This is a genomic window from Marinobacter sp. M5B, from assembly GCF_042604615.1.
GTDB lineage: Bacteria > Pseudomonadota > Gammaproteobacteria > Pseudomonadales > Oleiphilaceae > Marinobacter > Marinobacter salarius.
Window position 1 is genome coordinate 2,820,735 of sequence record NZ_CP156894.1, and the last position, 24,796, is coordinate 2,845,530.

The 24,796-nt window shown below is 56.4% G+C and carries 16 protein-coding genes and 4 tRNA genes; 5 read left to right on the top strand and 15 right to left on the bottom strand.

Going from position 1 to position 24,796, the window contains the following annotated elements:
* Both pgl and zwf read right to left on the bottom strand, forming a co-directional pair.
* Positions 1 to 714 carry a 6-phosphogluconolactonase gene (gene pgl, locus AAGD24_RS12775; RefSeq protein WP_136633118.1) on the bottom strand — a complete coding sequence of 238 codons (714 nt, stop codon included), beginning with the start codon at positions 712 to 714 and terminating at the stop codon, positions 1 to 3.
* Positions 707 to 2,182, bottom strand: coding sequence for a glucose-6-phosphate dehydrogenase (gene zwf / locus AAGD24_RS12780; RefSeq protein ID WP_136633117.1), 1,476 nt, complete (start codon positions 2,180 to 2,182; stop codon positions 707 to 709). Before zwf ends, pgl begins: the two co-directional genes overlap by 8 nt.
* Positions 2,183 to 2,396: 214 nt before the next feature.
* Here zwf and AAGD24_RS12785 point away from each other — a divergent pair, with 214 nt between their 5' ends.
* The 4 genes from AAGD24_RS12785 (at position 2,397) to AAGD24_RS12800 (ending at position 8,780) form a co-directional block, all read left to right on the top strand.
* Positions 2,397 to 3,269, top strand: a complete 873-nt coding sequence (locus AAGD24_RS12785) for a MurR/RpiR family transcriptional regulator (protein WP_007155673.1) — start codon at positions 2,397 to 2,399, stop codon at positions 3,267 to 3,269.
* 277 nt (positions 3,270 to 3,546) lie between these two features.
* A complete protein-coding gene (locus AAGD24_RS12790; protein WP_085680128.1) occupies positions 3,547 to 4,872 on the top strand; it encodes a carbohydrate porin in 1,326 nt (441 codons plus the stop codon).
* Between the two features lie 248 nt (positions 4,873 to 5,120).
* Positions 5,121 to 8,276 (top strand): pullulanase-type alpha-1,6-glucosidase, encoded by a 3,156-nt coding sequence (gene pulA / locus AAGD24_RS12795; RefSeq protein WP_379865325.1) that lies wholly within the window; start codon positions 5,121 to 5,123, stop codon positions 8,274 to 8,276.
* Between the two features lie 75 nt (positions 8,277 to 8,351).
* Entirely contained in the window at positions 8,352 to 8,780 is a 429-nt protein-coding gene (locus AAGD24_RS12800; protein ID WP_085680126.1) for a hypothetical protein, read from the top strand.
* Positions 8,781 to 8,849: 69 nt separating this feature from the next.
* Here the strand turns inward: AAGD24_RS12800 and AAGD24_RS12805 are convergent, their stop codons facing one another.
* The 10 genes from AAGD24_RS12805 to AAGD24_RS12850 form a co-directional block, all read right to left on the bottom strand.
* A complete protein-coding gene (locus AAGD24_RS12805) occupies positions 8,850 to 10,703 on the bottom strand; it encodes a SurA N-terminal domain-containing protein (RefSeq protein WP_379865327.1) in 1,854 nt (617 codons plus the stop codon).
* 173 nt (positions 10,704 to 10,876) lie between these two features.
* Positions 10,877 to 11,149: an HU family DNA-binding protein gene (locus AAGD24_RS12810; RefSeq protein ID WP_036205867.1), complete on the bottom strand. Its 273-nt coding sequence runs from the start codon at positions 11,147 to 11,149 to the stop codon at positions 10,877 to 10,879.
* Between the two features lie 238 nt (positions 11,150 to 11,387).
* Complete coding sequence (gene lon / locus AAGD24_RS12815; protein ID WP_036205093.1) at positions 11,388 to 13,805, bottom strand: endopeptidase La; 2,418 nt, start codon at positions 13,803 to 13,805, stop codon at positions 11,388 to 11,390.
* A 160-nt stretch (positions 13,806 to 13,965) separates the two neighbouring features.
* Positions 13,966 to 15,249 (bottom strand): ATP-dependent Clp protease ATP-binding subunit ClpX, encoded by a 1,284-nt coding sequence (clpX, locus tag AAGD24_RS12820; RefSeq protein WP_007154039.1) that lies wholly within the window; start codon positions 15,247 to 15,249, stop codon positions 13,966 to 13,968.
* Between the two features lie 77 nt (positions 15,250 to 15,326).
* Positions 15,327 to 15,962 carry an ATP-dependent Clp endopeptidase proteolytic subunit ClpP gene (gene clpP, locus AAGD24_RS12825; protein WP_036205091.1) on the bottom strand — a complete coding sequence of 212 codons (636 nt, stop codon included), beginning with the start codon at positions 15,960 to 15,962 and terminating at the stop codon, positions 15,327 to 15,329.
* A 185-nt stretch (positions 15,963 to 16,147) separates the two neighbouring features.
* On the bottom strand, positions 16,148 to 17,452 hold the full coding sequence (tig, locus tag AAGD24_RS12830; RefSeq protein ID WP_036205090.1) for a trigger factor: 1,305 nt from the start codon (positions 17,450 to 17,452) through the stop codon (positions 16,148 to 16,150).
* A gap of 314 nt (positions 17,453 to 17,766) precedes the next feature.
* A tRNA-Leu gene (locus tag AAGD24_RS12835) sits at positions 17,767 to 17,851 on the bottom strand.
* Positions 17,852 to 17,906: 55 nt separating this feature from the next.
* Positions 17,907 to 17,982: transfer RNA gene (locus tag AAGD24_RS12840), tRNA-His, on the bottom strand.
* 94 nt (positions 17,983 to 18,076) lie between these two features.
* Positions 18,077 to 18,153 (bottom strand) — tRNA-Arg (locus AAGD24_RS12845).
* Between the two features lie 50 nt (positions 18,154 to 18,203).
* A tRNA-Pro gene (locus tag AAGD24_RS12850) sits at positions 18,204 to 18,280 on the bottom strand.
* A gap of 164 nt (positions 18,281 to 18,444) precedes the next feature.
* On the opposite strand from AAGD24_RS12850, the gene folD reads away from it, so the two are divergent.
* On the top strand, positions 18,445 to 19,302 hold the full coding sequence (gene folD, locus AAGD24_RS12855; protein WP_075196075.1) for a bifunctional methylenetetrahydrofolate dehydrogenase/methenyltetrahydrofolate cyclohydrolase FolD: 858 nt from the start codon (positions 18,445 to 18,447) through the stop codon (positions 19,300 to 19,302).
* Between the two features lie 54 nt (positions 19,303 to 19,356).
* On the opposite strand, the gene AAGD24_RS12860 is transcribed toward folD, so the two are convergent.
* The 3 genes from AAGD24_RS12860 to AAGD24_RS12870 all read right to left on the bottom strand — a co-directional run bounded on the left by AAGD24_RS12860 (position 19,357) and on the right by AAGD24_RS12870 (position 24,780).
* Positions 19,357 to 21,537 carry a malate synthase G gene (locus tag AAGD24_RS12860; RefSeq protein WP_379865330.1) on the bottom strand — a complete coding sequence of 727 codons (2,181 nt, stop codon included), beginning with the start codon at positions 21,535 to 21,537 and terminating at the stop codon, positions 19,357 to 19,359.
* A gap of 143 nt (positions 21,538 to 21,680) precedes the next feature.
* Complete coding sequence (gene cysS, locus AAGD24_RS12865; RefSeq protein ID WP_151982499.1) at positions 21,681 to 23,063, bottom strand: cysteine--tRNA ligase; 1,383 nt, start codon at positions 23,061 to 23,063, stop codon at positions 21,681 to 21,683.
* A 40-nt stretch (positions 23,064 to 23,103) separates the two neighbouring features.
* On the bottom strand, positions 23,104 to 24,780 hold the full coding sequence (locus AAGD24_RS12870; RefSeq protein WP_075196091.1) for a glutamine--tRNA ligase/YqeY domain fusion protein: 1,677 nt from the start codon (positions 24,778 to 24,780) through the stop codon (positions 23,104 to 23,106).
* Positions 24,781 to 24,796: the final 16 nt, after the last annotated feature.

Consider the following 24,796-nt stretch of genomic DNA (forward strand, 5'->3'; position numbering starts at 1 on the left):
TTAAGCGCTCCAGTAAACCTGCAGCCCCGGTTTCAGGAAAGCGCGGATGGGCATTTCGCGGATGTTTTCGATATCGCTGCAGGCACTCTGCAGGGTTTTCAGCTTGTCGTCCCCCTTCAGGTGCAATGCCGTAAAACCCGCACGGCTCAGAGCACGCAGCGTCAGCGTAATGCGCTTCTGGGGCTGGGAAGGTGGCGTCATGGGGGCCACGATGGCAGCCGAATCCGTATCAAGGGCTTGATCCAACTCCGGCGCATCGGGAAACAATGACGCCGTATGGCCGTCGTTGCCCATACCCAGGATCAGCACATCCAGCGGAAGGTGGAGCTCCTCAAGGGCTGTTTCCGCGGCCGCCAAGCCGTCAGCCGGCGTGTCGCCTGGCTGCTTGAGGGACAGGTACCGGGCTTCCGAGGCAGGGCCTTGTAACAGACTTTCCCGCACCAGGCGGGTATTGCTGTCGTTATCGTCTTCGGAGACCCAGCGCTCGTCCGCCAGCAGCACGTCAATGCGCGCCCAATCCAACGGCTTCTCCCTCAAGGCCTCGAAAAATGGCAGCGGGGTTGAGCCGCCAGACACCACCAGACTGGCGCGGGGTGCAATCAGCAGCCGTTCCGAGAGGTGTTTTGCGACTGCATCCGCCAGCGCAACCGCCGTATCACCAGGGGTGTCGAAAAAATACGCATCCACTGACTCCGGCAGATTCAGGTCATGCATCTTCATACCAGCTCCTTCCGTCACGGGTAATCATGGCGATGGAGGCAACCGGGCCCCAGGTTCCTGCGGCGTAGCGTTTTGGCGGTATGCCACTGTCGTCCCAGTTGCGCATGATCTGGTCAACCCATTGCCAGGCGTGCTCCACTTCGTCACGACGGACGAACAGATACTGATTGCCTTTCATGACCTCCCAGAGCAGGCGCTCGTAGGCGTCCGGGATACGGTCGGTTTCGAAGGTTTCCGAGAACGTCAGCTCCAATGGCCCCTGGCGCAGGCGCATTCCCTTATCCAGCCCCTGGTCCTTGGTCAGAATTTGCAGGGACATACCCTCGTCCGGCTGCAAACGGATGATGAGCTTGTTGTTGGCCAGGTGTTTCTGGTCCGGGTCGAAGATGTAGTGTGGCGCCGGTTTGAAGTGAATGATGATCTGCGACAGCTTCTCCGGCAGGCGCTTACCCGTACGGATGTAGAACGGTACGCCAGACCAGCGCCAGTTATCGATCTCGGCTTTCAGGGCCACAAAGGTTTCGGTCTTGCTGCCGCGCGCCGCGCCCTCTTCCTCCAGATAGCCCGGCACGGGCTTTCCGCCACTGGTGCCAGCGGTGTACTGCCCGCGAACCACATGCGTATCCATCATGTCGGGAGTGATACGGCGCATCGCCTTCAGCACTTTCACTTTCTCATTGCGGATACTGTCTGCCGACAGGTCCGAGGGTGGATCCATGGCGATCAGGCACAGGAGTTGAAGCAGGTGGTTCTGAACCATATCGCGAACCTGACCGGCTTTATCGAAATAGCCCCAGCGGCCCTCGATACCGACGCTCTCAGCCACCGAAATTTCAACATGGGAAATATGGTTCTGGTCCCACTGGGAAGCGAATAGGTTGTTAGCAAACCGAAGCGCGATGAGGTTCTGTACCGTTTCCTTACCCAGGTAATGGTCGATACGGAACAACTGGTTCTCGTTATAAACCTCACCCAACTCGTCATTGATGACCTTGGACGACTCAAGGTCGTGACCAATCGGCTTCTCTACAACCACCCGGGTGTTCTGGTCGCAACAGTTATTTCCCCGGAGGTTGCGTGAAATCTCACCGTACATGGCCGGTGGCGTGGCCATGTAGACGATCAGATTGCTGGGTTCCTTGCTGCGCCAGTCATTGAGGACGCCGTAACCTTCAGGGTTGGTGAAATCGAGGAACTGGTAATCCACGCGCTGCAGGAATTTCTCGGCCACGTCGGCATCAAACTCGTCTTTCCTGACATGCTCTTTCAACTTGCCAAGAAGCGTCTTACGAACCTCGCCGCTGTCTGCCTTGTTTCTCGCGATTGCCAGAATACGAGTGCCCTTGTGGAGCAGTCCGGCCCGCTCCAGCTGATACAGCGCGGGAAACAGTTTGCGTTGCGCCAGATCACCAAGCGCACCAAACATCATCAGGTCACAACGGGTATTTATCGGATCAGCCATCGGTTCCTTCTCTCTTTGTTTTCATGCAGCAACACACCGCCGCACGACTCGAGGCGTCAATGTAGTAATTTTATGCAAATAATGACACCAGAAATGAAATTTTCCAAGGATATTTTCCAATTAATGACACTTTTACTACCACAAACCTACCAAAAACACGCTATAATCAGCGCGGATTTTCACAAGAACGCCGATGATTCAGGGAGTATCCCAAATGGCTGCGAACCAGGCGCAACGCGATGACAACCTGCTCGAAGACATCCAGCTAAGACTGGACACGCTCAATAAATCAGAGCGCAAGGTTGCCGAGGCGATTCTTCGCGACCCAAGTGCCGCCACCCGTTACAGCATTGCCGCTCTGGCCAGGGCGGCGGACGTCAGTGAACCGACCGTCAACCGTTTCTGTCGCGGTTTTTCAGCCACCGGCTTTCCCGATTTCAAGATACGCCTGGCCCAGAGCATTGCCACTGGCACGCCGTACATTGGTCAGAACGTGGAGCCCGACGACACTGTCGCAGAGTTCTCCGACAAGATCATGCTCAGCACCATTGCCAGCCTCGACAAGGCACGTCAGGCCCTTGATCCAAAAGCACTGGCGTCGGCCATCGACTATCTGATCCAAGCCAAGCAGATCAACTTCTTCGGCATGGGCGGCTCCGCACCGGTTGCCATGGACGCCCAGCACAAGTTCTTCCGCTTTAATATCCCGGTCATGTCGTACGATGACGCCCTGATGCAGCGCATGGTAGCCGCAGGGGCCACCAAGGGCGATGTCATCGTGCTTATTTCCTATACCGGGCGCACCCGTGAAACCGTTGAAATTGCACAGCACGCCCGCACCAACGGCGCTACCGTTATCGGCATCACCATGCCCGACTCGCCACTGGCAGACGTCTGCACGGTGGTCATTGAAGTAACGGCGCCGGAGGACACCGAGGTTTACATGCCAATGTCTTCTCGCATTATTCACCTAACAGTGATCGACATCCTTGCGACCGGCGTCACCCTCAAGCGCGGGGCGGATTTCCTGGGCCATCTGAAAAAAATCAAGGAAAGCCTGAAACCTACCCGCTTCCCAATGACCTAAACGCGCGGCTTTCAAAGGTAGCAAAGCCACTGATTTGGTGTCTCATCCTTCTACGCCCCTCCTCCCCCTGAAAACTCACCCCCCTTTTTCTTCAGGGCGGAGGATGCACTACCCCTCCCGTTACAGGACTATGAAATCCGGTTTCCCAATGTCTGATTGGCAGAAGCTGCAATCAAGGGAACCGGAAGCCTGATCCGGAACTGACTGTCCACGACACGATGCCGGAACTTCCGCTTCCCTGACATTCAAAAAAGACAAAAAGCACAGGACACAGATGATGCAAAACAATAAGCGCTTTTTCCCGAACAAACTCCCGCTTGCGGCTGCGGTCACAGCTGCCATCATGGCTACGCCCGCCATCGCCGTTGATTTTCATGGCTACGCCCGCTCAGGTCTTTCCACCAACACCAGCAGTGGCGGGGAACAAACCTGTTTCGGTAGCGGTGCCAACGGCCACTTTGTCGGACGCCTTGCAGACGAATGCGACACTTATGCGGAACTGGCCTTTGGTGACCAGCTCTTCAGCCAGGACGGTAAAACGTTCCGCTTCGACTCCATGGTCTCCTACGAAGCCATCAACCAGGGTAACGACTACCAGGCATTTGACGGCGCCGACGATGTCAACGGCGTCGATTTTGCCGGCGAGGAAACCACTCGCAACAACGGCAACCCCTATAGCGGCGGCGAAGTAGCGGTGCGTCAGCTTTACGTGTCCGGCACCAACGTCATCGAATCTCTGCCTGGCGCCACACTCTGGGCTGGCAAGCGCTTCTACAAGCGTCATGACGTGCACCAGTTGGACCTGTTCTACATCAACAACTCCGGCTACGGCGCGGGCGTTGAAAACATTCAGGCCGGTGCTGGCCAGTTCTCTGCTGCATGGATCAACTTTGACAAGCAGGAAAGCGACACCATCGTTCAGAACAACAAGCTGGACCTGCGCTACGCCTTCCCGGTTGGCGAAAGCACGCTGACACTGGCGGGCATCTATGGCATGGCTGACTTGACCGATGAGCAGGAGGCCGCTGGCATCATGGACGAAGACGGCTTCTTCGGTACCATTGAACTGTCATCTGGTTTCATGGGTGGCTTTAACAAATTCGTCCTGCAGTATGCGACCGACTCCCTGGGCGAAGCCGCCTTTGCCAACCAGGGCGGCAACGCGAGCCTCAACGCCCCTTACTACGACGGCACGCTCGAGAAGAGCTGGCGCGTGTTGAACCACGGCGTGGTCAAGCTCGGAGGCCCTTGGGAGCTTGGCTACTCCGCCCTGTACTCCAAAGGTGAAACCTACGGCCCGATCAACGAAGAGGAACCCACCCGCCTGAGTGTTGTTGCTCGCCCGATCTACAACTGGAACTCCGTGACCAGCACAGCTCTGGAAATCGGCTATGAGGATGTGCACCACCCCTACAACGACGAAGAAACCGACCTGCAGAAAGTTGCCATTGCGCAACAGTGGAGCGCAGGCCCCGGTTACTGGGCGCGCCCGGTGATTCGTGCCTACGCGGCAGCGTTCTTCGGCGATCAGGCGGAAGCCGCTCGTAGTGAAGGCATCGATGGCGACATCCAGATCGGTGCCCAGATCGAAGCCTGGTGGTAAGGCTCTAAACACCACACACTCTCGTTGGACCTCCTTGGGCCGGCTTTTCAGCCGGCCCTTTTTTGTACGCACCACTCCTCTATTCTCTACTCCCCATACGCCCCTCAGACTACGCCCGCAAAAGTCCGTTGCCGAAGGATGTGTGGCCGAGCTCTTCGCGCAACCATGATCCTGCAACGTTTGCGTACAGGTTCTGCCGGTTCGCAAGCAACATCCCAAACAACAACAATGGAAAAAGGATACGCGTTATGCCTGACCATAAACTGGTTGCAGGCGGCTGGGCCTTGGCTTTGTCCCTGGCTCTTGTCGGTTGCAACTCCGGTAGCAACAGCTCATCTTCAGACTCCGGCGACGGCGGAGGCGGGGACTCCACCGCCCTGCTGGAACCCGGCGACAACGAAGCCATCCTCTATTACAAACGCCCCGCCGGCGACTATGACGGCTGGGGGCTCCATCTCTGGAACGACGCCGCAGCCGGTTGCGATGGCCTGGCGGAAGGCGTGCCGACCGAGTGGACCGACCCACACACCGCCAGTGGCGTGAACGACACCTACGGCGCCTATTACATCATTCCCATGCGCGACGGCGGCGACTGCATGAACTTCATCATGCACAAGGGCGATGAAAAAGACCTGGGTGATAATGATAAACGCTGGCACTTCGGCGCCCTGGGCAATCGTATTTTCACGATCAGCGGCAGTCAGCTGCTCTCCCCCGACCCGATCGAAGCCGAGGAACTGGCGGTCGACGGCGCCAAGGCTCACTGGCTGGACGCCAATACGCTCGTCTTTGCCGACACCGCCGCGGCGACCCGAGTCGAACTTCGATATGACGCTGGCGCCGGCATCACTGTCGATAACACCGATAAAACCCTGAACGGGGGCACCGTTATTGAGCTGAGCGCAACCACCCTCTCGCCAGAGCTGGAAGAGGCCTTCCCCCATCTTGCAGACTGGCCCGCCTATAGCGTGGACACCGACAGTCAGACCAAAATGGACGCTTTGCGCGGCCAACTGATTGCCGGCGCTTACAATGGCAATGATGAGCTGATGTCGGCTACCCGCCTTCAGATCCCGGGTGTGCTCGACGATCTCTATGCCTATGACGGCACTCTGGGTGCAACCGTTAGCGGTGCCGATACCGGGTTTGCGGTTTGGGCCCCAACGGCCCAGAGCCTGCGCCTGCACGTGTTCAATGCCGACGGCAGCATGGTGAGCGGCTATCCGGTAGACATGACCCGGGATAACGGTGTCTGGAGGCATACCGGCAACACCGCCGATGTCGACCGTAAGTTCTACCAGTATGAGGTGACGGTCTACCACCCCCGTACCGATGCCATCGAAACCACCATGACATCGGACCCCTATGCCCTGAGCCTTTCTGAAAATGGCGTGTATGCGCAGGTCGTCGATTTGGCTGACAGCGACCTGAAACCGGCCAACTGGGACAGCCTGACCCCACCGACAGTGCAGGCCCCCGAGGATGTCGTGGTGTATGAGACCCATATTCGCGATTTCAGCGCCACCGACGAAACCGTTGCAGCTGCCAACCGGGGCAAGTACGCCGCCTTTACGGAATCCATCAGCGATGGCGTCACTCACCTGGAAAGCCTGGCGAACGCCGGCATCACCCATCTCCACCTGCTGCCGTCTTTCGATATCGCAACGATCAACGAAAACCCGGACGAGGTGGTCAATATCGACGACGACTTCAGCAAACTGTGCGACCTGTCTGACGAAGCCGCAGCGAACTATGCGGACCTCTGCGGCAGTGGCGACACCATCCGCACGGTCCTGGCATCCTTCGACCCTGCAACCGGCGATGCCCAGGCGCTGTATGGCACTTTTCGTGGCCTCGACAGCTTCAACTGGGGCTATGACCCGGTGCACCACACCGTTCCCGAGGGCAGCTACGCCTCCGATGCCAACGGGGTGACCCGGATACGGGAATTCCGTGAAATGGTGCAGTCTGCCACCAATCTGGGTCTGAACGTGGTCCTGGATGTGGTCTACAACCACACCAACGCCTCCGGGCTTGCCGACAAGTCGGTTCTCGACAAACTGGTCCCCGGCTACTACCACCGCCAGAACCCCGAAACCGGCGTTGTTGAGCAGTCAACCTGCTGTGAAAACACCGCGTCCGAGCACCGGATGATGGAAAAGCTGATGATCGACTCCCTGGTCACCTGGGCGTCGGAGTACGGCATTTCCGGGTTCCGCTTTGACCTGATGGGGCATCACATGCTGTCGAATATGGAAAAGGCGCTGGATGCCGTAACTGCGGTCGATCCAGACACCTACTTCTACGGTGAGGGCTGGAACTTCGGTGAAGTCGCCAATAATGCGCGTGGCGTCAACGCCATCCAGCCAAACATGGCCGGAACGGGCATCGGCTCCTTCAACGATCGCCTGCGTGACGCCGTACGTGGTGGCGGCCCCTTCGATGGCGGTGACGCACTGCGCGCCAACCAGGGCTTCAGCAATGGTCTGTTCAGCATCCCCAACGACCGAAACAGCGGCAGCGACGCTGAGAAAACCCGCCTGCTGCAGATCAGCGACTGGATCCGCGTTGGCATTGCCGGCAGCCTGAGCGACTATTCGTTGATCACCGCCGATGGCACCACCAGAACCGGCGCGGAGATCGATTACAACGGTCAGAGTGCCGGGTATACCAGCGATCCCCAGGAAATCATCAACTACGTCTCCAAGCACGACAACCAGACGCTCTGGGACAACAACCAGTACAAGGCGGATTTCGCCGCCACGCTTCAGGAACGTGCCCAGATGCAGGTGGTGGGACTTTCCGTCCCCATCCTCAGCCAGGGCATTCCCTTCATCCATATGGGCTCGGAATTGCTGCGTTCCAAATCCATGGAAAGGGACAGTTACGATTCCGGCGACTGGTTTAATGAAGTCGACTTCAGTTACCAGGAAACCGCCTGGAATAGTGGCCTGCCCCGTCAGGACAAGGACGGCGCGAACTGGGACCTGATCACCGAGATCATCGGCCAGTTCCAGGCCGGCCCAACGCCAAGCGAGATCGACTACACCCGCGAGCAGGTCGAGAAGTTGCTGATCGTTCGTAACGAAAGCGAGCTTTTCCGTCTACGCACCGCTGAACAGGTCAGTGAACGACTGTCGTTCCACAACACCGGACCCAGCCAGGTACCCGGCGTGATTGCCTTCAGTCTGGACGATGGCCCCGACAACGGCCTGACCGATCTGGACAGCGACGTGGATCAGGTCGTCGTGGTGATCAACAGCACAGGGACCCAACAGGCACTGGACACCAGCCTAAATGAGGCCTTTTCCGTGATGGCGGACACCTCCCCGGAACAGACCGCTGCAGCAGCGAACGGCACCTTCACGGTACCGGCCCTGTCAGTGGCTGTATTCAATCGATAAGGCCGCTGACAACGGCCCTGGCGGCCCCATGGAGGAACAGATCCCATGGGGCCAGCAACCATAAAGGAGACAATCATGAACAGGAAACTCACAACATTGGCTTTGGCCTCGGTTATGGCCATCACAGCCGGTTGCGCCACCACCGGTGGTGAACGCGATTACAGCAAATCCCTGTATCTACGTGGGCAATTTGCCTGGTGGGATGCACTGCCGGAATACAAGGTCAAGAAAGTGGACAACGGGCTCTATCGCACGGAAGTGGAACTCAAGGCTGACGGGCAACCCTACGAGTTCAAGTTTGGTGATGCCAACTGGACGTCAGGCACCAATTGCGGCTATCTGTCGGAAGAAGACAAGGATGTTCAGTTGAACAAACCGGTAAAGACTAATTGCTCCGCGGTCTTCGAAAACTTCCGCTTTACCCCGCCCGAGACTGGTACCTATGGGTTTTACTTCGATGTCCGCGGGGAGACCCCCGAAATCTACATCGACGAAGCCAACTAAAAAAGCCCGGGACGTTGCCCGGGCCTCTCGTGCAATGCAACAAGGCACCCGATACCGGGTGCCTTGTTGTTACGGCCGTTCTACTTCGGCGTTCTCTCTGAGGAACTGCTGATACGCCTGATACTCGCGCTGCCCCTCAAGCGATGCCAGGAAACCGCGAAGCTGCCGGAATTCACCACCATCCCGGTTCACGTCACCCTCGTTAACCGCATCGAGGGCCACGATGGTCGCGCTGTCATTGGACACCACCGAGCCGTAGACATTGTCACCGTCACCAGGGCGCTGAAGTGAAAACACCTGGGACATGACAGCACCACCGAGCGATGGGTTGCTCCTGGGCTGATCCTCATAGGATTGCCACTCCTCAAGCCCCAGCTCTTCAATGTTCTTGCCGGATTCAAGGTCAGCGATGATCGCGTCAGCACGCTCGCTGAGCGCTTCACGAGTCTTCTGACGGGTCAGCGCCGCACGAATTTCATCGGCCACTTCTTCAAGCGGCTGCTGCTGTGCCTCCTGGTACTCACTGACCCGAGCCACGACGGACATATTATCGCCGACGTCAATCAGCTCGGTGTTAAAGCCTTCGGTCAGTACATCCTCGGAAAACAACTGGCGGATCAGACCCGCGTGATCAAAGGGCGCTTCACCCCCGTTCCGGGTGATACCACTCTTTTCCCGCACTTCAAGACCCAGTTCTTCTGCTGGACCGGCCAGATCATCAGCCGCATAAGCCAGGTCAGCAAGCTCTGAGCGAACTTCGGCAAAACGCTCGGTGGCTTCACGCTGGGCAAGCTCACGGCGGAGTTGATCTTCCAATTCTGCCAATGGGGGTGCTTCGGTTTTCTGCACGTCCTCAAGCTTGATGAGATGAACACCGAAGCTGGTGGACACCGGATCGGATACTTCCCCTTCTTCAAGTGCAAACAGGGCTTCTTCAAAGGCCGGATCGTAGACACCACGCTCAGCAAAGCCCAGATCGCCCCCCTGCTCTGCGGAGACCGTATCCACGGAGAACTCTTCAGCCAGCGTTGCAAACGACTCACCGGCTGCCAGACGCTCCTGAATTGTCGCCATGGTCTCTTCAGCGTTCTCTCCATCCTCAATCAGGATGTGTGAGGCACGTCGTTCTTCGCGGGCCAGCTCAGAGGACCGCTGTTCATAATAGTCACGCAGTTGGTCATCACTGACATCGATGGTTTCGGCAAGTGCTGCCAGTGACAGAACGATGTAACTGGCATCCACGCTCTCAGGCAGCTTGAAGGCGTCCTGGTTCTCATCGTAGTACGCTTCCACATCGGCCTCGGTCACCTCCACCTGATCGCTCACAGCGTCTGCAGAAAGCGTCGTCACACGGAAGTCACGGGTCTGGTTCTGGATGCGCAGCAACTGGACCACATTTTCATCCGTCACTACGCCACTCTGAGAGATACCGGCACGGATCTGGTTCACCACATACTGCTTGCGCATGGTTTCGCGAAACTCGGCAACGCCCATTCCCATATTCCTGACCGCAGAGACAAACCGGTCGCGGTTAAAGGTACCGTCTACCTGGAACTGGGGCATCTGGGTGATCAGGGAGTCAATATCGGCATCAGAGAGTTCCAGCCCCTGGTCTTCGGCGTTCAGGGTCATCACTTTCTGCTGGATCAGGGCATCGAGAACATCCTGACGAACCTGATCCTCATCCAGCAACGACGGATCTGGATTCTCCATCTCGGACAGGCGGCGTTGACTCTCAATCTGTACAACCCGGAGGAATTCCCTCTCGGTAATGTCTTCCCCATTGACCGTCGCCACTTCAGGCTCGCCGGAAAAACCACCGACAATCGCGTCCATTCCCCAGATAGAAAGTGAAACAATCAGAAGGCCAATGATGATTTTGGCAATGGTGCCCTGGGCATTTTCCCGAATATCTTGAAGCATGTCTCTCCCGGATCCCTGATCAAAGTCTGTGAGGGTCTCTTAACGTAAAAAGGCGCATTCTTTCAGGAATGCGCCTTGAATTCATCTGGAGCAGGCTGGCAGCGGTATCGCCACCGGGCCAACCGCTCCGACAATGACCGGGAATCCCGGACATTGCCAGATGAAAGAGTCCGTTACTTAACGGAGTCTTTCAGGGCCTTACCTGCCTTGAACCCAGGCACTTTGGAGGCCGGGATCTTGATCTCGGCACCCGTCTGCGGGTTACGGCCAGTACGAGCGGCACGCTCTTTAACAGAGAAAGTACCAAAACCAATCAGGGTTACCTGATCGCCTTTTTTAAGGGCACCGGTGATAGAGGTGGTCATGGCATCCAGAGCACGGCCAGCAGCGGCTTTGGAGATATCTGCGGATTCTGCAATTGCATCGATCAGTTCGGACTTGTTCACACTAAACCCCTTCGATTTCAGGTTGAAGATGTTATAGGTTGGTTTGTTGTTTCCTGGACGTTCCCGACTATCGCATAAGCGGTCAGAGAATTCCATTCTTCACTATTTTTATTCCTTTCGGTTACTAACCGGTGTTCGGAATAGGCATTAACTGCGCGGGAGCCCTTGATATTGGCTGCTTCACGGCGAAACAGTTATACCAATGGGCTCTCTCGCATGTCAACAATTCAACGCGGGTTTAATGTGTATTTATGCGCTCTGCAGCGTCGCCGTCTTCGTCACGGGGCTTACCTGCACCCGGTTTCGAGGACGAATCTTCGGCGCGCGGTTCGGGCGGATAGGCCAGCGCAATGTCCAGAACCTCGTCAATCCATTTGACCGGACGGATCTCCAGTGATTCCTTGATGTTCTCCGGTATCTCTTTGAGATCACGAACATTTTCATCCGGGATAATCACCGTCTTGATGCCACCCCGGTGTGCCGCCAGAAGCTTTTCCTTGAGGCCGCCGATGGCCAGCACGCGGCCCCTCAGGGTGATCTCGCCGGTCATCGCCACATCGGCCCGAACCGGAATCTGGGTCAATGAAGAAACCAGTGCCGTGCACATGCCGATACCGGCGCTAGGACCATCTTTTGGCGTTGCGCCCTCAGGAACGTGAACGTGCAGATCGTGCTTTTCATGGAAATCGTCACTGATACCCAACCCCAGTGCGCGACTTCTGACCACTGTCAGGGCGGCCTGGATAGACTCCTGCATCACATCACCCAGGGAGCCGGTCTTGACCACCCGTCCCTTGCCTTTGGTCAACGCGCATTCGAGAGTCAGCAGCTCACCACCGACCTGGGTCCAGGCAAGGCCTGTTACCTGCCCGACCTGATTCTTCTCCTCGGCCAGGCCATACTTGAACTTCTTGACGCCGGAATAGTCCTCAAGCATCTCGGGCGAGAGCGTCACAGAGGCCTTGTCACCGCTTTCAACGTGATCCCGCACCACTTTGCGGCAGATCTTGGCGATCTCACGCTCAAGGCCGCGTACGCCGGCCTCACGGGTATAGTAGCGAATCAGGTCACGAAGCGTTTGCTCCGGCATGTCGAGTTCGTTCTTGCGCAGACCATTGGCCTTGACCTGCTTGGGCAGCAGATACTTCAGCGCAATGTTGACCTTCTCGTCCTCGGTGTACCCGGGGATACGAATAATCTCCATGCGGTCCAGCAGCGCCGGCGGAATGTCCATGGAGTTCGAGGTGCACACGAACATCACGTCGGAGAGATCGTAATCGACCTCCAGGTAATGGTCGTTGAAGGTGTGGTTCTGTTCCGGGTCGAGCACTTCCAGCAACGCTGATGCCGGGTCGCCACGATGGTCCATGCCCATCTTGTCGATCTCGTCGAACAGGAACAACGGGTTCTTCACACCCACCTTGGACAGCTTCTGAAGCAACTTGCCGGGCAAGGCACCAATGTAGGTTTTGCGGTGGCCACGAATCTCCGCTTCATCACGGACGCCGCCCAACGCCATACGTGTATACTTGCGATTGGTCGCGCGAGCGATCGATTGGCCAAGGGAGGTCTTACCAACACCGGGAGGACCTACCAGACAGAGAACCGGGCCCTTCACTTTTTTCACCCGGCTCTGAACCGCCAGATACTCAAGAATCCGCTTCTTCACCTCGTCCAGCCCGTAGTGATCCTCATCCAGGATATCGCGGGCCTTCTCTATATCGTGGCGAACACGGCTGCGTTTTTTCCAGGGAATGGCCAGCATCCAGTCGATGTAACCACGCACCACCGTTGCCTCTGCAGACATCGGCGACATCATCTTGAGCTTGTTCAGTTCCGCTTCGGTTTTCTTGCGGGCCTCTTCGGGCAGGCCGGCTTCCTCCAGCTTTTGCTCAAGCTCTTCAAAATCGTTGTTGCCCTCACCGAGGCTGCCCATCTCCTTCTGGATGGCTTTCATCTGCTCGTTGAGATAGTACTCCCGCTGACTCCGCTCCATCTGTTTCTTGACGCGGCCGCGGATGCGTTTTTCAACTTCGATCAGGTCAATTTCACCGTCCAGCTTGCCTAGCAGCAAGTCAACGCGCTGGCGAATCTCGAGGGCTTCAAGAAGCTCCTGCTTCTCGGGAATCTTCAGCTCCAGATGGGCTGCCATGGTATCTGCAAGGCGCTCAAGCTCATTGATGCCGGTCAGCGCATTGGAGACTTCCGAGGGCACCTTCCTGGAGAGCTTCACGTACTTCTCGAACTCGTCCATCAGGGTTTTGACCAGTACTTCCTCTTCCCTGGCTGGCAGCGAGTCCTCATCCATCAGCATGGCCGTACCGGCGAGATACTCGCCTTCAGCGATGCCGGTAACGGTTGCACGGGCGTTGCCCTCAACCAGGACCTTGACGGTGCCATCCGGCAACCTGAGCATTTGCAATACTGTGGCTACAGTACCCATGGCAAACACATCATCCGGGCCTGGTTCGTCCGTCGACGCATCTCTCTGAGCCACCAGCAGGATTTCCTTGTTGCCCTCCATGGCCGCTTCCAGTGCCTGTATGGACTTCTCTCGGCCCACAAACAGCGGCACCACCATGTGCGGGAACACCACCACATCTCTCAGCGGCAACAGCGGGTATTCTTGCACGGACTCTTCAGGTATCAGGGTCATAGAAAATCCTCTGACGATGTTTGATTCAGCATATCACCCTTCATTGGGGCGACAGCAAAAATTGCAATCTTTTTACGCGCCCAGGCACCATTTCCCGGCACGGTGCGGGCATAAAAAAAGGGCGTTTCCGCCCTTTTTTAAACGCCGACTGACCGGAGCATTAATCTTCCGGCACCGCCTTGGCGTGGTCGCTGCTCGCATAAATCTTGAAGGGCTCGGATTGGCCGCTGATGACGCTCTCGTCAATCACCACCTTGGAGACATCATGTTCAGACGGTATCTGATACATGGTGTCCAGCAATGTCGCCTCCATGATGGAACGAAGACCACGGGCGCCGGTTTTGCGCTCCATGGCTTTGCGAGCAACAGCCCGCAACGCGTCTTCACGAAAATCCAGTTCCACGCCTTCCATGTCAAACAGCTTCTGGTACTGTTTGGTCAGAGCGTTCTTGGGCTCAGTCAGTATCTGGACAAGCGCCTCTTCATCCAGTTCCGTCAGAGTCGCCACCACCGGCAAACGACCGACGAACTCCGGAATCAGGCCATATTTGACCAAATCCTCGGTTTCGACATCCTTAATGATATCGCCCGTGTTCTTGGTATCGTCCGGGCTCTTCACCAGCGCAGAGAAACCAATACTGCTACGCTCTGAGCGCTCCTGAATCACCTTATCCAGGCCGGCAAAGGCGCCGCCGCAGATAAACAGCATGTTACCGGTGTCCACCTGCAGGAATTCCTGCTGCGGGTGTTTGCGGCCGCCCTGGGGAGGAACGGACGCCACGGTGCCCTCAATCAGCTTGAGCAGGGCCTGCTGAACGCCCTCACCGGACACATCCCGGGTAATGGACGGGTTATCAGACTTGCGGGAAATCTTGTCAATTTCATCGATGTACACAATGCCTCGCTGGGCCTTGTCGACATCGTAGTCGCATTTCTGCAGAAGTTTCTGGATGATGTTCTCGACGTCTTCACCGACGTAGCCCGCCTCGGTCAACGTGGTTGCGTCGGCAATAGTGAAGGGAACATTCAGCATCCGAGCCAGCGTTTCGGCAAGCAGGGTCTTACCACTACCCGTCGGGCCGATCAGCAGGATATTACTCTTGCCAAGTTCTACCTCGGCCTTGCCCTCACCGTAGCGGAGGCGCTTGTAGTGGTTATAAACCGCTACAGACAGCACCACCTTGGCCCGGTCCTGGCCGATCACGTATTCATTCAGCGTGTCGCGGATTTCAGCGGGTGTCGGAAGACGATCACTGGCCTCTTCCTGTGCATTTTCCTGGATTTCCTCCCGGATAATATCGTTGCACAGATCGACGCACTCGTCGCAGATGAACACCGAGGGCCCTGCAATGAGCTTACGGACTTCATGCTGGCTCTTTCCACAAAACGAGCAGTACAGCAACTTGCCGTTATCGTCGCCCCTGCCGTTTCTTTCATCTGCCATTGAAATACCTCTGAGCTTGGTTTGCCGGCGCACTCACCTCAATACGCCGGCAGGGAATGTTGCGATTACCTTCAGTATTATTTATTCGGTACACGCTTATCAAGTATAGAATCAATCAGCCCGTAGTCCTTCGCCTGCTGAGGATCCATGAAATTATCACGGTCAGTATCCTTGGCGATGGTGTCCAGCTTCTGGCCGGTATGATGGGCCAGGATAGAATTCAGGGTGTGACGGATCTTCAGAATCTCACGTGTGTGGATCTCAATATCCGTAGCCTGCCCCTGGTAACCGCCTAACGGCTGATGAATCATAACCCGCGAATTCGGCAGACAGGCACGCTTGCCCTCTGCACCGCCCGCCAGCAGAAAAGCGCCCATGCTGGCAGCTTGACCCACGCACAGCGTGGCCACATCGGGCTTGATGAACTGCATGGTGTCATAGATAGACATACCCGCAGTAACGGAGCCACCCGGGCTGTTGATGTACAGATGAATGTCCTTGTCCGGGTTCTCGGACTCAAGGAACAGCAACTGAGCCACAATCAGGTTGGCCATATGGTCTTCAACCGGGCCCACCAGGAAGATTACCCGCTCCTTTAACAGACGGGAAAAGATGTCAAAAGAACGTTCGCCTCGTGCGGTCTGCTCGATAACGATTGGTACCAGGCCGGAATTGGTAACCATTGCGGGACCATCAATTGGTGTCTGCGTCATGATGCGCGTGAACTCCTTCTGGACAATGGAGTGGCGTTTTATCGCCACCGCTTATAAATCAGCTACGCCTCGTTTTTCTTATCGCTATTACTGTGCCAGCACCGGGCCAAGATGAAAACAGCCGGACGTACCGGCTGTTCTACTTCCCAGGCATGCAGGGCCAATCTGTAATAGCCCTGCCGTCTTTAGCGCTGCTGCTGACCGGCCTGGATAGCCTCTTCGTACTTCAGCTTCTTCTCCTTGACCTTGGCCTGGTCAAGAATCAGATCAACAACCGCATCTTCAAGAACAGATGACTCGATCTGCTGCTTCTGTTCAGGGCTGCTGTTGAAATGCGCCACAACCTCTTCAGGTTGTTCATACGTTGACGCAATTTCCTGGATCTTTTCATCCACTTTAGCAGGATCTGCCTTCAGGTCGTTCTGCTTGACGACTTCCTGGAACAGAAGGCCTGTTTTCACACGGCGACGGGCCTGCTCTTCGAAGATTTCCTTAGGCAGCTGTTGGAAGTCTACCTGGCCGCCGAACCGCTGTACCGCATCCTGGCGCAGGCGATCAATCTCCTGATCCACCAGGGCCGTGGGCACATCAAGCTCGGTGCTTTCCAGAAGCCCCTCAACCACGTCATTCTTAACCTTGTTGGAGACCGCCTGCTTGAGCTCACGCTCCATGTTCTTCTGCACTTCTTCACGGAACGTGGCTTCGTCTTCAGCGTCGATACCAAATTTCTTGAAGAATTCAGCATCCAGCTCCGGAAGCTGCGGCTCCTGAACCTCGTGAATCTTGATATCGAACTTAGCCGGCTTGCCCGCCAGCTCTTCGTTCTGGTAGTCCTCGGGGAAGGTCACTTCGATTTCAAGCTCTTCACCGGCCTTGCCGCCGACGATGCCCTTTTCGAAACCGGGAATCATCTGGCCTGAGCCAAGGGTCAGCTTGTGATTCTCGGCAGCACCACCCTCGAACTCTTCACCATCAACAGTGCCTTTAAAATCAATCAGCACCACATCCTTGTTCTTGGACTTACGCTTGACCGACTTCATGGTGGCCTGCTGGCGACGCAGGTTGTCGATCATGGTGTCAACGTCTTTATCGGCAATCTCAGCTTTCGGCTTCTCAACGGAGATCTTGCTGAAGTCACCCAGCTCCACTTCCGGCAGTACTTCGAAAATGGCGACGAACTCCAGGTCCTTGCCCTCTTCCATGGTTTTCGGCTCGAACTTCGGCCAACCCGCCGGGTTGATGTCCTGCTCCTGCAGCGCCTTGATGTAGTTGTCGCGCATAACCTCGCCGACAATCTCCTGACGGACACTGTCACCAAAACGACGCTTCACCACACGCATGGGCACCTTGCCCGGGCGGAAACCGTTCATCTTTACCGTGCGAGCGGTTTCCTGCAGGCGTTTCTGAACCGCCTGGTCGATTTCCTGGGCGGGCACACCGATTGTCATCCGACGTTCGATGTTGGAGGTCGTTTCAACAGACACTTGCATGGAAGATCCTCAAATTACAGGTTCGGTATGTGAATGAAAATAAAAGCTAAAATCGATTTCAGGACGAATTTCCTGAAAAGGACGCAAATTTAAAAGCGGGTAGTTTATCACGGTTTGCCGTGCCGAGAGAATCCACCTGTTACAGGCAACTTCCGGGAATATGGGCGCCCCGCTCTTTTATCTGAAACGAGAGTTGGGGATTAAAACCAAAAAAGAAAGGGGGCTATAAACATCAATGTGACAGGAATCACTCTCCAGCCACTTCTGTAACCCATAAAAAAACCCCCTCAGAGTTTCTGAGAGGGTTTCTGATTTGGTACCTCGGGAGGGACTTGAACCCCCACGCCTTGCGGCAATAGGACCTAAACCTATCGTGTCTACCAATTCCACCACCGAGGCAAAAAAATCGGAATTCTCAATCTAAAGGAGCTGCGCATCACTGTAAGCGGGAAAGTGGGGTGGACGAAGGGGTTCGAACCCTCGACCGCAGGAGTCACAATCCTGAGCTCTACCAACTGAGCTACGTCCACCACATCCAGACTACCGCCGGGCAGACCCCAACAGGTACTTCAGGTTAACTTTGCTGATTCGGTGTCTCCGGGACGGATCAAACCGTCTGCGGTATGGCGCGCCCGGCAGGACTCGAACCTGCGACCACCGGCTTAGAAGGCCGATGCTCTATCCAGCTGAGCTACGAGCGCATAAACCGTTCGCCCACCTGACTGTTCAATATCCTGGACTGGCCAGAAAGTGGTCGGGGTAGAGAGATTCGAACTCCCGACATCCTGCTCCCAAAGCAGGCGCGCTACCAGACTGCGCTATACCCCGTCTAAACTGAACAACAGATACCTCAGCAAAGTTGGCGCGCATATTACCGGCGCCGAACCGGTCCGTCAACACGCATTTGGGGTTTTCGCCCATCGATTGGCGACGGAGCCCAAGCATGAGACAATGCTGCGCCTTTATTTTCGCACAACCGACAAGACAAAGACATGAGCGCCAAACTGATCAACGGAAAAGATATCGCCGCCTCTGTGCGACAACAGGTTGCGGCAGGAACCGAGGCCCGTAAACAGCAGGGGCTTCGTGCGCCTGGGCTGGCTGTGGTGCTGGTGGGCAATGACCCGGCCTCGCACGTATACGTAGGCAACAAACGCAGAGCCTGTGACGAGGCGGGCATCATGTCGCTCTCCTACGACCTTCCGGAAGACACGTCACAGGAGGCCCTGGAGGCACTGGTTGACGAGCTCAACGAGAACCCTGACGTAGACGGCATCCTGGTGCAGCTTCCCCTGCCCGACCATATGGACCCAGACCCCATTCTGGTAAAGATCCGCCCTGACAAGGATGTGGACGGCTTCCACCCCTACAACATCGGCCGCCTGATGCAGCGCAAACCGGCCCTGAGACCCTGCACGCCCGCAGGCGTCATCACCCTGCTGGACAGCGTAGACACCCCTTACAAGGGCCAGCACGCGGTTATCGTCGGCGCATCCAACATCGTCGGCCGCCCGATGACCATGGAGCTGCTGCTCAAAGGCGCCACAGTCACAATATGCCACCGGTTTACCGACAATCTCGAGAAATTTGTGCGGGAAGCGGACATTCTGATTGCCGCGGTCGGAAAGCCAGGACTGATCAAGGGCGAGTGGGTCAAGCCCGGAGCAACGGTGATTGATGTGGGAATCAACCGGATGGAAGACGGCAAACTGCGTGGCGATGTGGATTTCGCAGCGGCGTCGGAGCGGGCTGCTTACATCACCCCGGTTCCGGGAGGCGTAGGGCCGATGACCATTGCCACGCTACTACAGAACACGCTCTATGCAGCGAACGAGCTACACAAGGATTAATCTGGCCTCATAAAAAAACCCCGCATTCGCGGGGTTTTTTATCACCGGCCCGGATTACTGACCGTACTTCTCTTTCGCCTTCAGACGATAGGCGTGCAGAAGCGGCTCGGTATAGCCATTTGGCTGTTCACGGCCCTTGAGAACCAGATCCATGGCGGCCTGGAAGGCAATGCTGCCCTCAAACTCCGGCGCCATGTCACGGTAGGACGGGTCGTTCGCATTCTGGCGATCAACCACCGCTGCCATACGCTTCATGGTTTCATTGATCTGCTCTTCGGTGCAGATGCCATGGTAGAGCCAGTTAGTCAGCAACTGCGAAGCGATACGCAGGGTAGCGCGGTCTTCCATCAGGCCCACGTCATTGATATCGGGAACCTTGGAGCAACCGACACCGCTGTCGATCCAGCGCACCACGTAACCAAGAATACCCTGGGCGTTGTTGTCCAGCTCCTGCTGAATTTCTTCCGCCGACAGGGATTTCGGGTCGTCCATTACAGGCACGGTCAGGATGTCATCCAGGTTGGCACGGGTGCGGCTTTCCAGCTCTTGCTGGATATCCGCAACGCTCACCTGATGATAATGGGTGGCGTGCAACGTAGCCGCTGTTGGTGATGGAACCCACGCGGTATTGGCGCCGGCTTTCGGGTGGCCAATCTTGGTTTCCAGCATACCTGCCATCAGGTCCGGCATCGCCCACATACCTTTACCGATCTGGGCAACACCACGGAAACCGGTTTCCAGCCCGACGTCCACGTTCCACTGCTCGTAGGCCTGAATCCAGGCAGCCTGCTTCATCGGCCCCTTGCGGATAAACGGCCCCAACTCCATGGACGTGTGGATTTCGTCACCAGTGCGGTCAAGGAAGCCGGTATTGATGAATACGGCACGCTCCCTGGCGGCATGGATACAGGACTTGAGGTTAACGGTGGTGCGCCGCTCTTCGTCCATGATGCCAACTTTCAGGGTGAAGGCCGGCAGACCAAGCGCATCTTCAACACGACCGAAGAACTCATTGGTAAACGCCACTTCTTCAGGCCCGTGCATCTTCGGCTTAACAATGTAAACCGAGCCGGTGGTGCTGTTCTGCAGCTTTCCAGCTCCCTTGAGGTCGTGAATCGCGATCAGTGAGGTCATGAGGCCGTCCATCAGCCCCTCAGGCACTTCACTGCCGTCTTTCAGCAGGATGGCCGGGTTGGTCATCAGGTGACCCACGTTACGCACAAACATCAGGCTGCGGCCTTTCAGCACCAGCTCTCCACCTTCCGGCTTGGTGTAGGCACGATCACCGTGCATCTTGCGGGTGGTTTGCTGGCCGCCTTTCTCGAAGGTTTCTTCCAGATCGCCCTTCATCAGCCCCAACCAGTTGCGGTAGGCCAGAGCCTTGTCATCCGCATCCACGGCAGCGACAGAATCCTCACAGTCCATGATGGTGGTCAGAGCCGACTCCATCAGCACATCTTTTACATGCGCCCCGTCATCCTTCCCGATCGGGTGGCTGGCATCGACCTGAATCTCGAAATGCATGCCATTCTTGACCAACAGCACGCCCGTGGGTGCATCGGCGGCGCCGGTGTAACCCACAAAGCCGGACTCGTCTTTCAGGCCGGTAGACTCACCGTTCTGCAACTTGACCACCAGCTTGCCACCCTCAACCAGATACTGGGCTGCGTCTTTGTGGCTGCCAGAAGCCAGCGGAGCGGAACTGTCCAGAAGGTTGCGCGCAAATTCAATGACCTTGGCACCACGAACCGGGTTATAGCCACGGCCTTTTTCGGCGCCGTTTTCCTCGGAGATCGCATCGGTGCCGTACAGCGCGTCGTAAAGGCTACCCCAACGGGCGTTGGCAGCGTTCAGTGCAAAACGGGCGTTCATCACCGGAACCACAAGCTGGGGACCTGCCATGGTGGCCACTTCCGGATCCACATTTGAGGTGGAAATTTTGAAGTCGCCAGGCTCATCAACCAGGTAGCCGATATCCTTCAGGAACGACTTGTACTCGGCCATGTCGAGCTTCTGGCCCTTGTGGTCACGATTCCAGGTGTCCATTTTCTCCTGGATGTCGTCGCGCTTGGCAAGCAGCTCTTTGTTGCGGGGAGCCAATTCGTGAACAATCTTGTCGAACTCGGCCCAGAATTTGTCAGCGTCGACACCCGTGCCCGGAATTGCTTCGTTATTAACGAAATCGAACAGGTTCTTTGCGACCTGAAGGTCGCCGACTTGTACGCGTTCTGTCATCGTTGTTTGCCTCAGTGGGTTACTGTATTCCCTGCCCTTTTTACGGGTTTACCCGTCAGGGCCGTTATAATTCGAGGGCGGTATTGTACGGGAATTTCCCTACAAGGTCATTCCCGCGCCAACAACACGACCTTTGGTTGACATCATCCCCTGCGCCAGCTGGTGCCTTCGCGACTGTCGTCCAGGATAATGCCTTTATCGGCCAACTCATCCCTTATACGGTCCGCCTCGGCGAAATCTTTCTGCTTCCGCGCATCGGCTCGGGCCTGGATCATCGCCTCAATGTCGTCTGCACTGAGCTCGCCGCCAGTGTCGGCCTGGAAGTAGGCTTCCGGGTCCTGCTGCAACAAACCCAGAATACCCCCGAGCCTTACAAGCACTGCCGCTTGCTGGTTAGCCTTTTCGTCGCGCCCTTCCCTGCGGTCCAGGTTGATTTCATTAGCGACAGCATGAAGAACCGCAATGGCTCCTGCGGTGTTGAAGTCGTCATTCATGGCCTCGGCAAAACGCTGGTCGTGTTCCGTTTCCGCCACGTTCTTGGCCGGCACCAGACCACGCAGGGCATGATAGAGCCGGGTGAGCGTACGCCCTGCTTCCGCGAGATTTTCTTCCGAGTAATCCACCTGACTGCGGTAATGACTGGACACCAGGAAGTAACGCACCACCTCCGGCGCATACTTCTCAAAGATCTCACGGATGGTGAAGAAATTGCCCAGGGACTTGGACATTTTCTCCTTGTTCACCCGAATAGCGCCGGCGTGCATCCAGGTGTTCACGAATGTGTGACCATTGGCACACTCGGACTGGGCAATTTCGTTCTCATGGTGCGGGAACAACAAATCCGGCCCGCCGCCGTGGATGTCGAAGGTTTCGCCGAGGCAGCGGTTAGACATGGCGGAACATTCGATATGCCAGCCTGGACGGCCATCTCCCCAAGGCGAAGGCCAACTTACCTCACCCTCTTTGGCGGCTTTCCAAAGCACGAAATCCGCCGGGCTGCGCTTGGCTTCCTGAACATCCACCCTTGCGCCAGCCACAAGGTCTTCAAGCTTTTTCTTGCTGAGTTTGCCGTAATCGGAGTACGACTCTACGGAGAAGTAGACGTCGCCGTTATCGGCAGCATAGGCATGACCGCCTGAAACGAGCTTGTGGATCATGGCCACAATGTCATTAATGTATTCGGTCGCACACGGCTCCTCTGTAGGCGACAAAACACCCAGCTTGGCCTCATCCTCGTGCATGGCCTTGATCATGCGCTTGGTGAGGTCGCTATAAACTTCGCCATTCTCGTCAGCCCGGCGCAGGATCTTGTCGTCGATGTCGGTGATATTGCGCACGTATTGGACATCGTAGCCGCTGTGACGCAGGTACCGCGTGATCACGTCAAACGCCACCAACACCCGCGCATGCCCCAAATGACAGTAGTCATATACCGTCATGCCGCAGACATACATGCGAACCTTTCCTGGTTCGATCGGCTGGAACTCTTCCTTTTGCTGACTAAGGGTGTTGTAGATTCTAATCACGCTACGCTCGTTAAATAATTGAATGAATGTATCACCGAACTTACTTGCCCTTGCCCCAGGAATCCCTGAGGGTCACGGTACGGTTAAACACCGGACGGCCTGCTGCCTCAGTCAGTTCCTGATCGCAGAAGAAATACCCCTCACGCTCGAACTGATATGGCAAATCAGTACGGGGCTGGGCCAAACTCTTCTCTACTCTGGCGCCTTTGAGGACCACCAGAGATTCCGGGTTGATCAGGTCCACAAAGTCAGTCTCTTTATCACTGTCCGGCGACTCATGGTTGAACAGGCGGTCGTATTGATTGATATCCGTCTCAACGCTGTCAGTGGCCGACACCCAATGAACGACACCGTTCGGTTTGTAGCCTTCGGGGTTAACGCCGAGAGTGTTGGGATCGTACTCGCATTTCAGTTCAACAATTTCACCGCTGTCGTCACGGATAACCTCACGGCAGGTCATGACGTATCCGCCACGCAGACGCACCGCCTGATCCGGAGCAAGACGTTTCCATTTACGGGGCGGTTCTTCCGCGAAATCTTCCCGGTCGATGTAGAGGGTCTGGCTCCAGGTCACTTCACGCTCGCCCATGTCCGGGTTCTGAGGGTGAACCGGCAACACCAGGGTTTCGGTCTTGTCTTCCGGGTAATTGGTCAGTGTCACCTTCAACGGCCGCATTACGCACATGGCGCGGGGCGAACGGGTGTTCAGGTCTTCGCGGATTGCGTGCTCCAGCATCCCCATATCCACAGTGCCGCCGGCCTTGTTGACACCGATCATGTCACAGAAGGTACGGACGGACTCCGGGGTATAACCACGGCGGCGCATGCCGGAGATGGTGGGCATGCGTGGGTCATTCCAGCTATCCACAAAGCCTTCGTCCACCAAACGCTTGAGTTTGCGCTTGCTGGTGATGGTGTAATTGAGATTCAGCCGGGCAAATTCGATCTGCCGTGGCTGGCAGGGAGCGGAGATGTTGTCCAGCACCCAATCATAGAGCGGGCGATGATCCTCGAATTCCAATGTGCACAGGGAGTGCGTAATCCCCTCCATGGCGTCGGAAATCGGGTGGGTGAAGTCATACATCGGATAGATGCACCATTTATCGCCAGTCTGGTGATGGTCGGCATAACGAATCCGGTACAGAATCGGGTCCCGCAGATTGATGTTCGGGGAGGCCATATCGATTTTGGCGCGCAGCACCAGCTCACCGTTCTGATACTTACCGGCGCGCATATCGCGGAACAGCTGAAGGTTTTCTTCCACCGGCCGGTCACGATAGGGGCTGTTCTGGCCCGGTTCTTTAAGCGTACCCCGGTACTCGGCCATCTGATCGGCAGTCAGCGCGCACACATAGGCTTTGCCCTTTTCAATCAACTCAACGGCAAAGTCGTAAATGGCGTCAAAATAGTCCGAAGCGTAGCGAACCTCTCCGCTCCATTCACAACCCAGCCAATGAACATCCTTCTTGATGGAGTCAATGTACTCCTGGGATTCCTTTTCCGGATTAGTATCATCAAACCGCAACGTGCATTCACCGCCAAAGGTTTCCGCAATGCCGAAATTCAGGCAAATGGATTTGGCGTGGCCGATGTGCAGGTAACCGTTCGGCTCGGGCGGAAAACGGGTCACAACCTTACCCGTGTGTTCGCCTTTGGCAACAGCGTCTTCGATCAGGCTCTGGATGAAGTTATGGGCTTTCTTGGACTCGGCGCTCATACAATCTCAATCGTAG

Excerpts from the sequence above, each read along its gene's own strand:
- tig (WP_036205090.1), bottom strand. The coding sequence starts at position 17,452 with ATGCAAGTGTCTGTTGAAACGACCTCCAACATCGAACGTCGGATGACA.
- AAGD24_RS12790 (WP_085680128.1), top strand. The coding sequence starts at position 3,547 with ATGCAAAACAATAAGCGCTTTTTCCCGAACAAACTCCCGCTTGCGGCT.
- AAGD24_RS12870 (WP_075196091.1), bottom strand. The coding sequence starts at position 24,780 with ATGAGCGCCGAGTCCAAGAAAGCCCATAACTTCATCCAGAGCCTGATC.
- AAGD24_RS12860 (WP_379865330.1), bottom strand. The coding sequence starts at position 21,537 with ATGACAGAACGCGTACAAGTCGGCGACCTTCAGGTCGCAAAGAACCTG.
- pgl (WP_136633118.1), bottom strand. The coding sequence starts at position 714 with ATGCATGACCTGAATCTGCCGGAGTCAGTGGATGCGTATTTTTTCGAC.
- folD (WP_075196075.1), top strand. The coding sequence starts at position 18,445 with ATGAGCGCCAAACTGATCAACGGAAAAGATATCGCCGCCTCTGTGCGA.
- AAGD24_RS12800 (WP_085680126.1), top strand. The coding sequence starts at position 8,352 with ATGAACAGGAAACTCACAACATTGGCTTTGGCCTCGGTTATGGCCATC.
- zwf (WP_136633117.1), bottom strand. The coding sequence starts at position 2,182 with ATGGCTGATCCGATAAATACCCGTTGTGACCTGATGATGTTTGGTGCG.
- AAGD24_RS12805 (WP_379865327.1), bottom strand. The coding sequence starts at position 10,703 with ATGCTTCAAGATATTCGGGAAAATGCCCAGGGCACCATTGCCAAAATC.
- AAGD24_RS12785 (WP_007155673.1), top strand. The coding sequence starts at position 2,397 with ATGGCTGCGAACCAGGCGCAACGCGATGACAACCTGCTCGAAGACATC.
- lon (WP_036205093.1), bottom strand. The coding sequence starts at position 13,805 with ATGACCCTGATACCTGAAGAGTCCGTGCAAGAATACCCGCTGTTGCCG.
- clpX (WP_007154039.1), bottom strand. The coding sequence starts at position 15,249 with ATGGCAGATGAAAGAAACGGCAGGGGCGACGATAACGGCAAGTTGCTG.
- pulA (WP_379865325.1), top strand. The coding sequence starts at position 5,121 with ATGCCTGACCATAAACTGGTTGCAGGCGGCTGGGCCTTGGCTTTGTCC.
- clpP (WP_036205091.1), bottom strand. The coding sequence starts at position 15,962 with ATGACGCAGACACCAATTGATGGTCCCGCAATGGTTACCAATTCCGGC.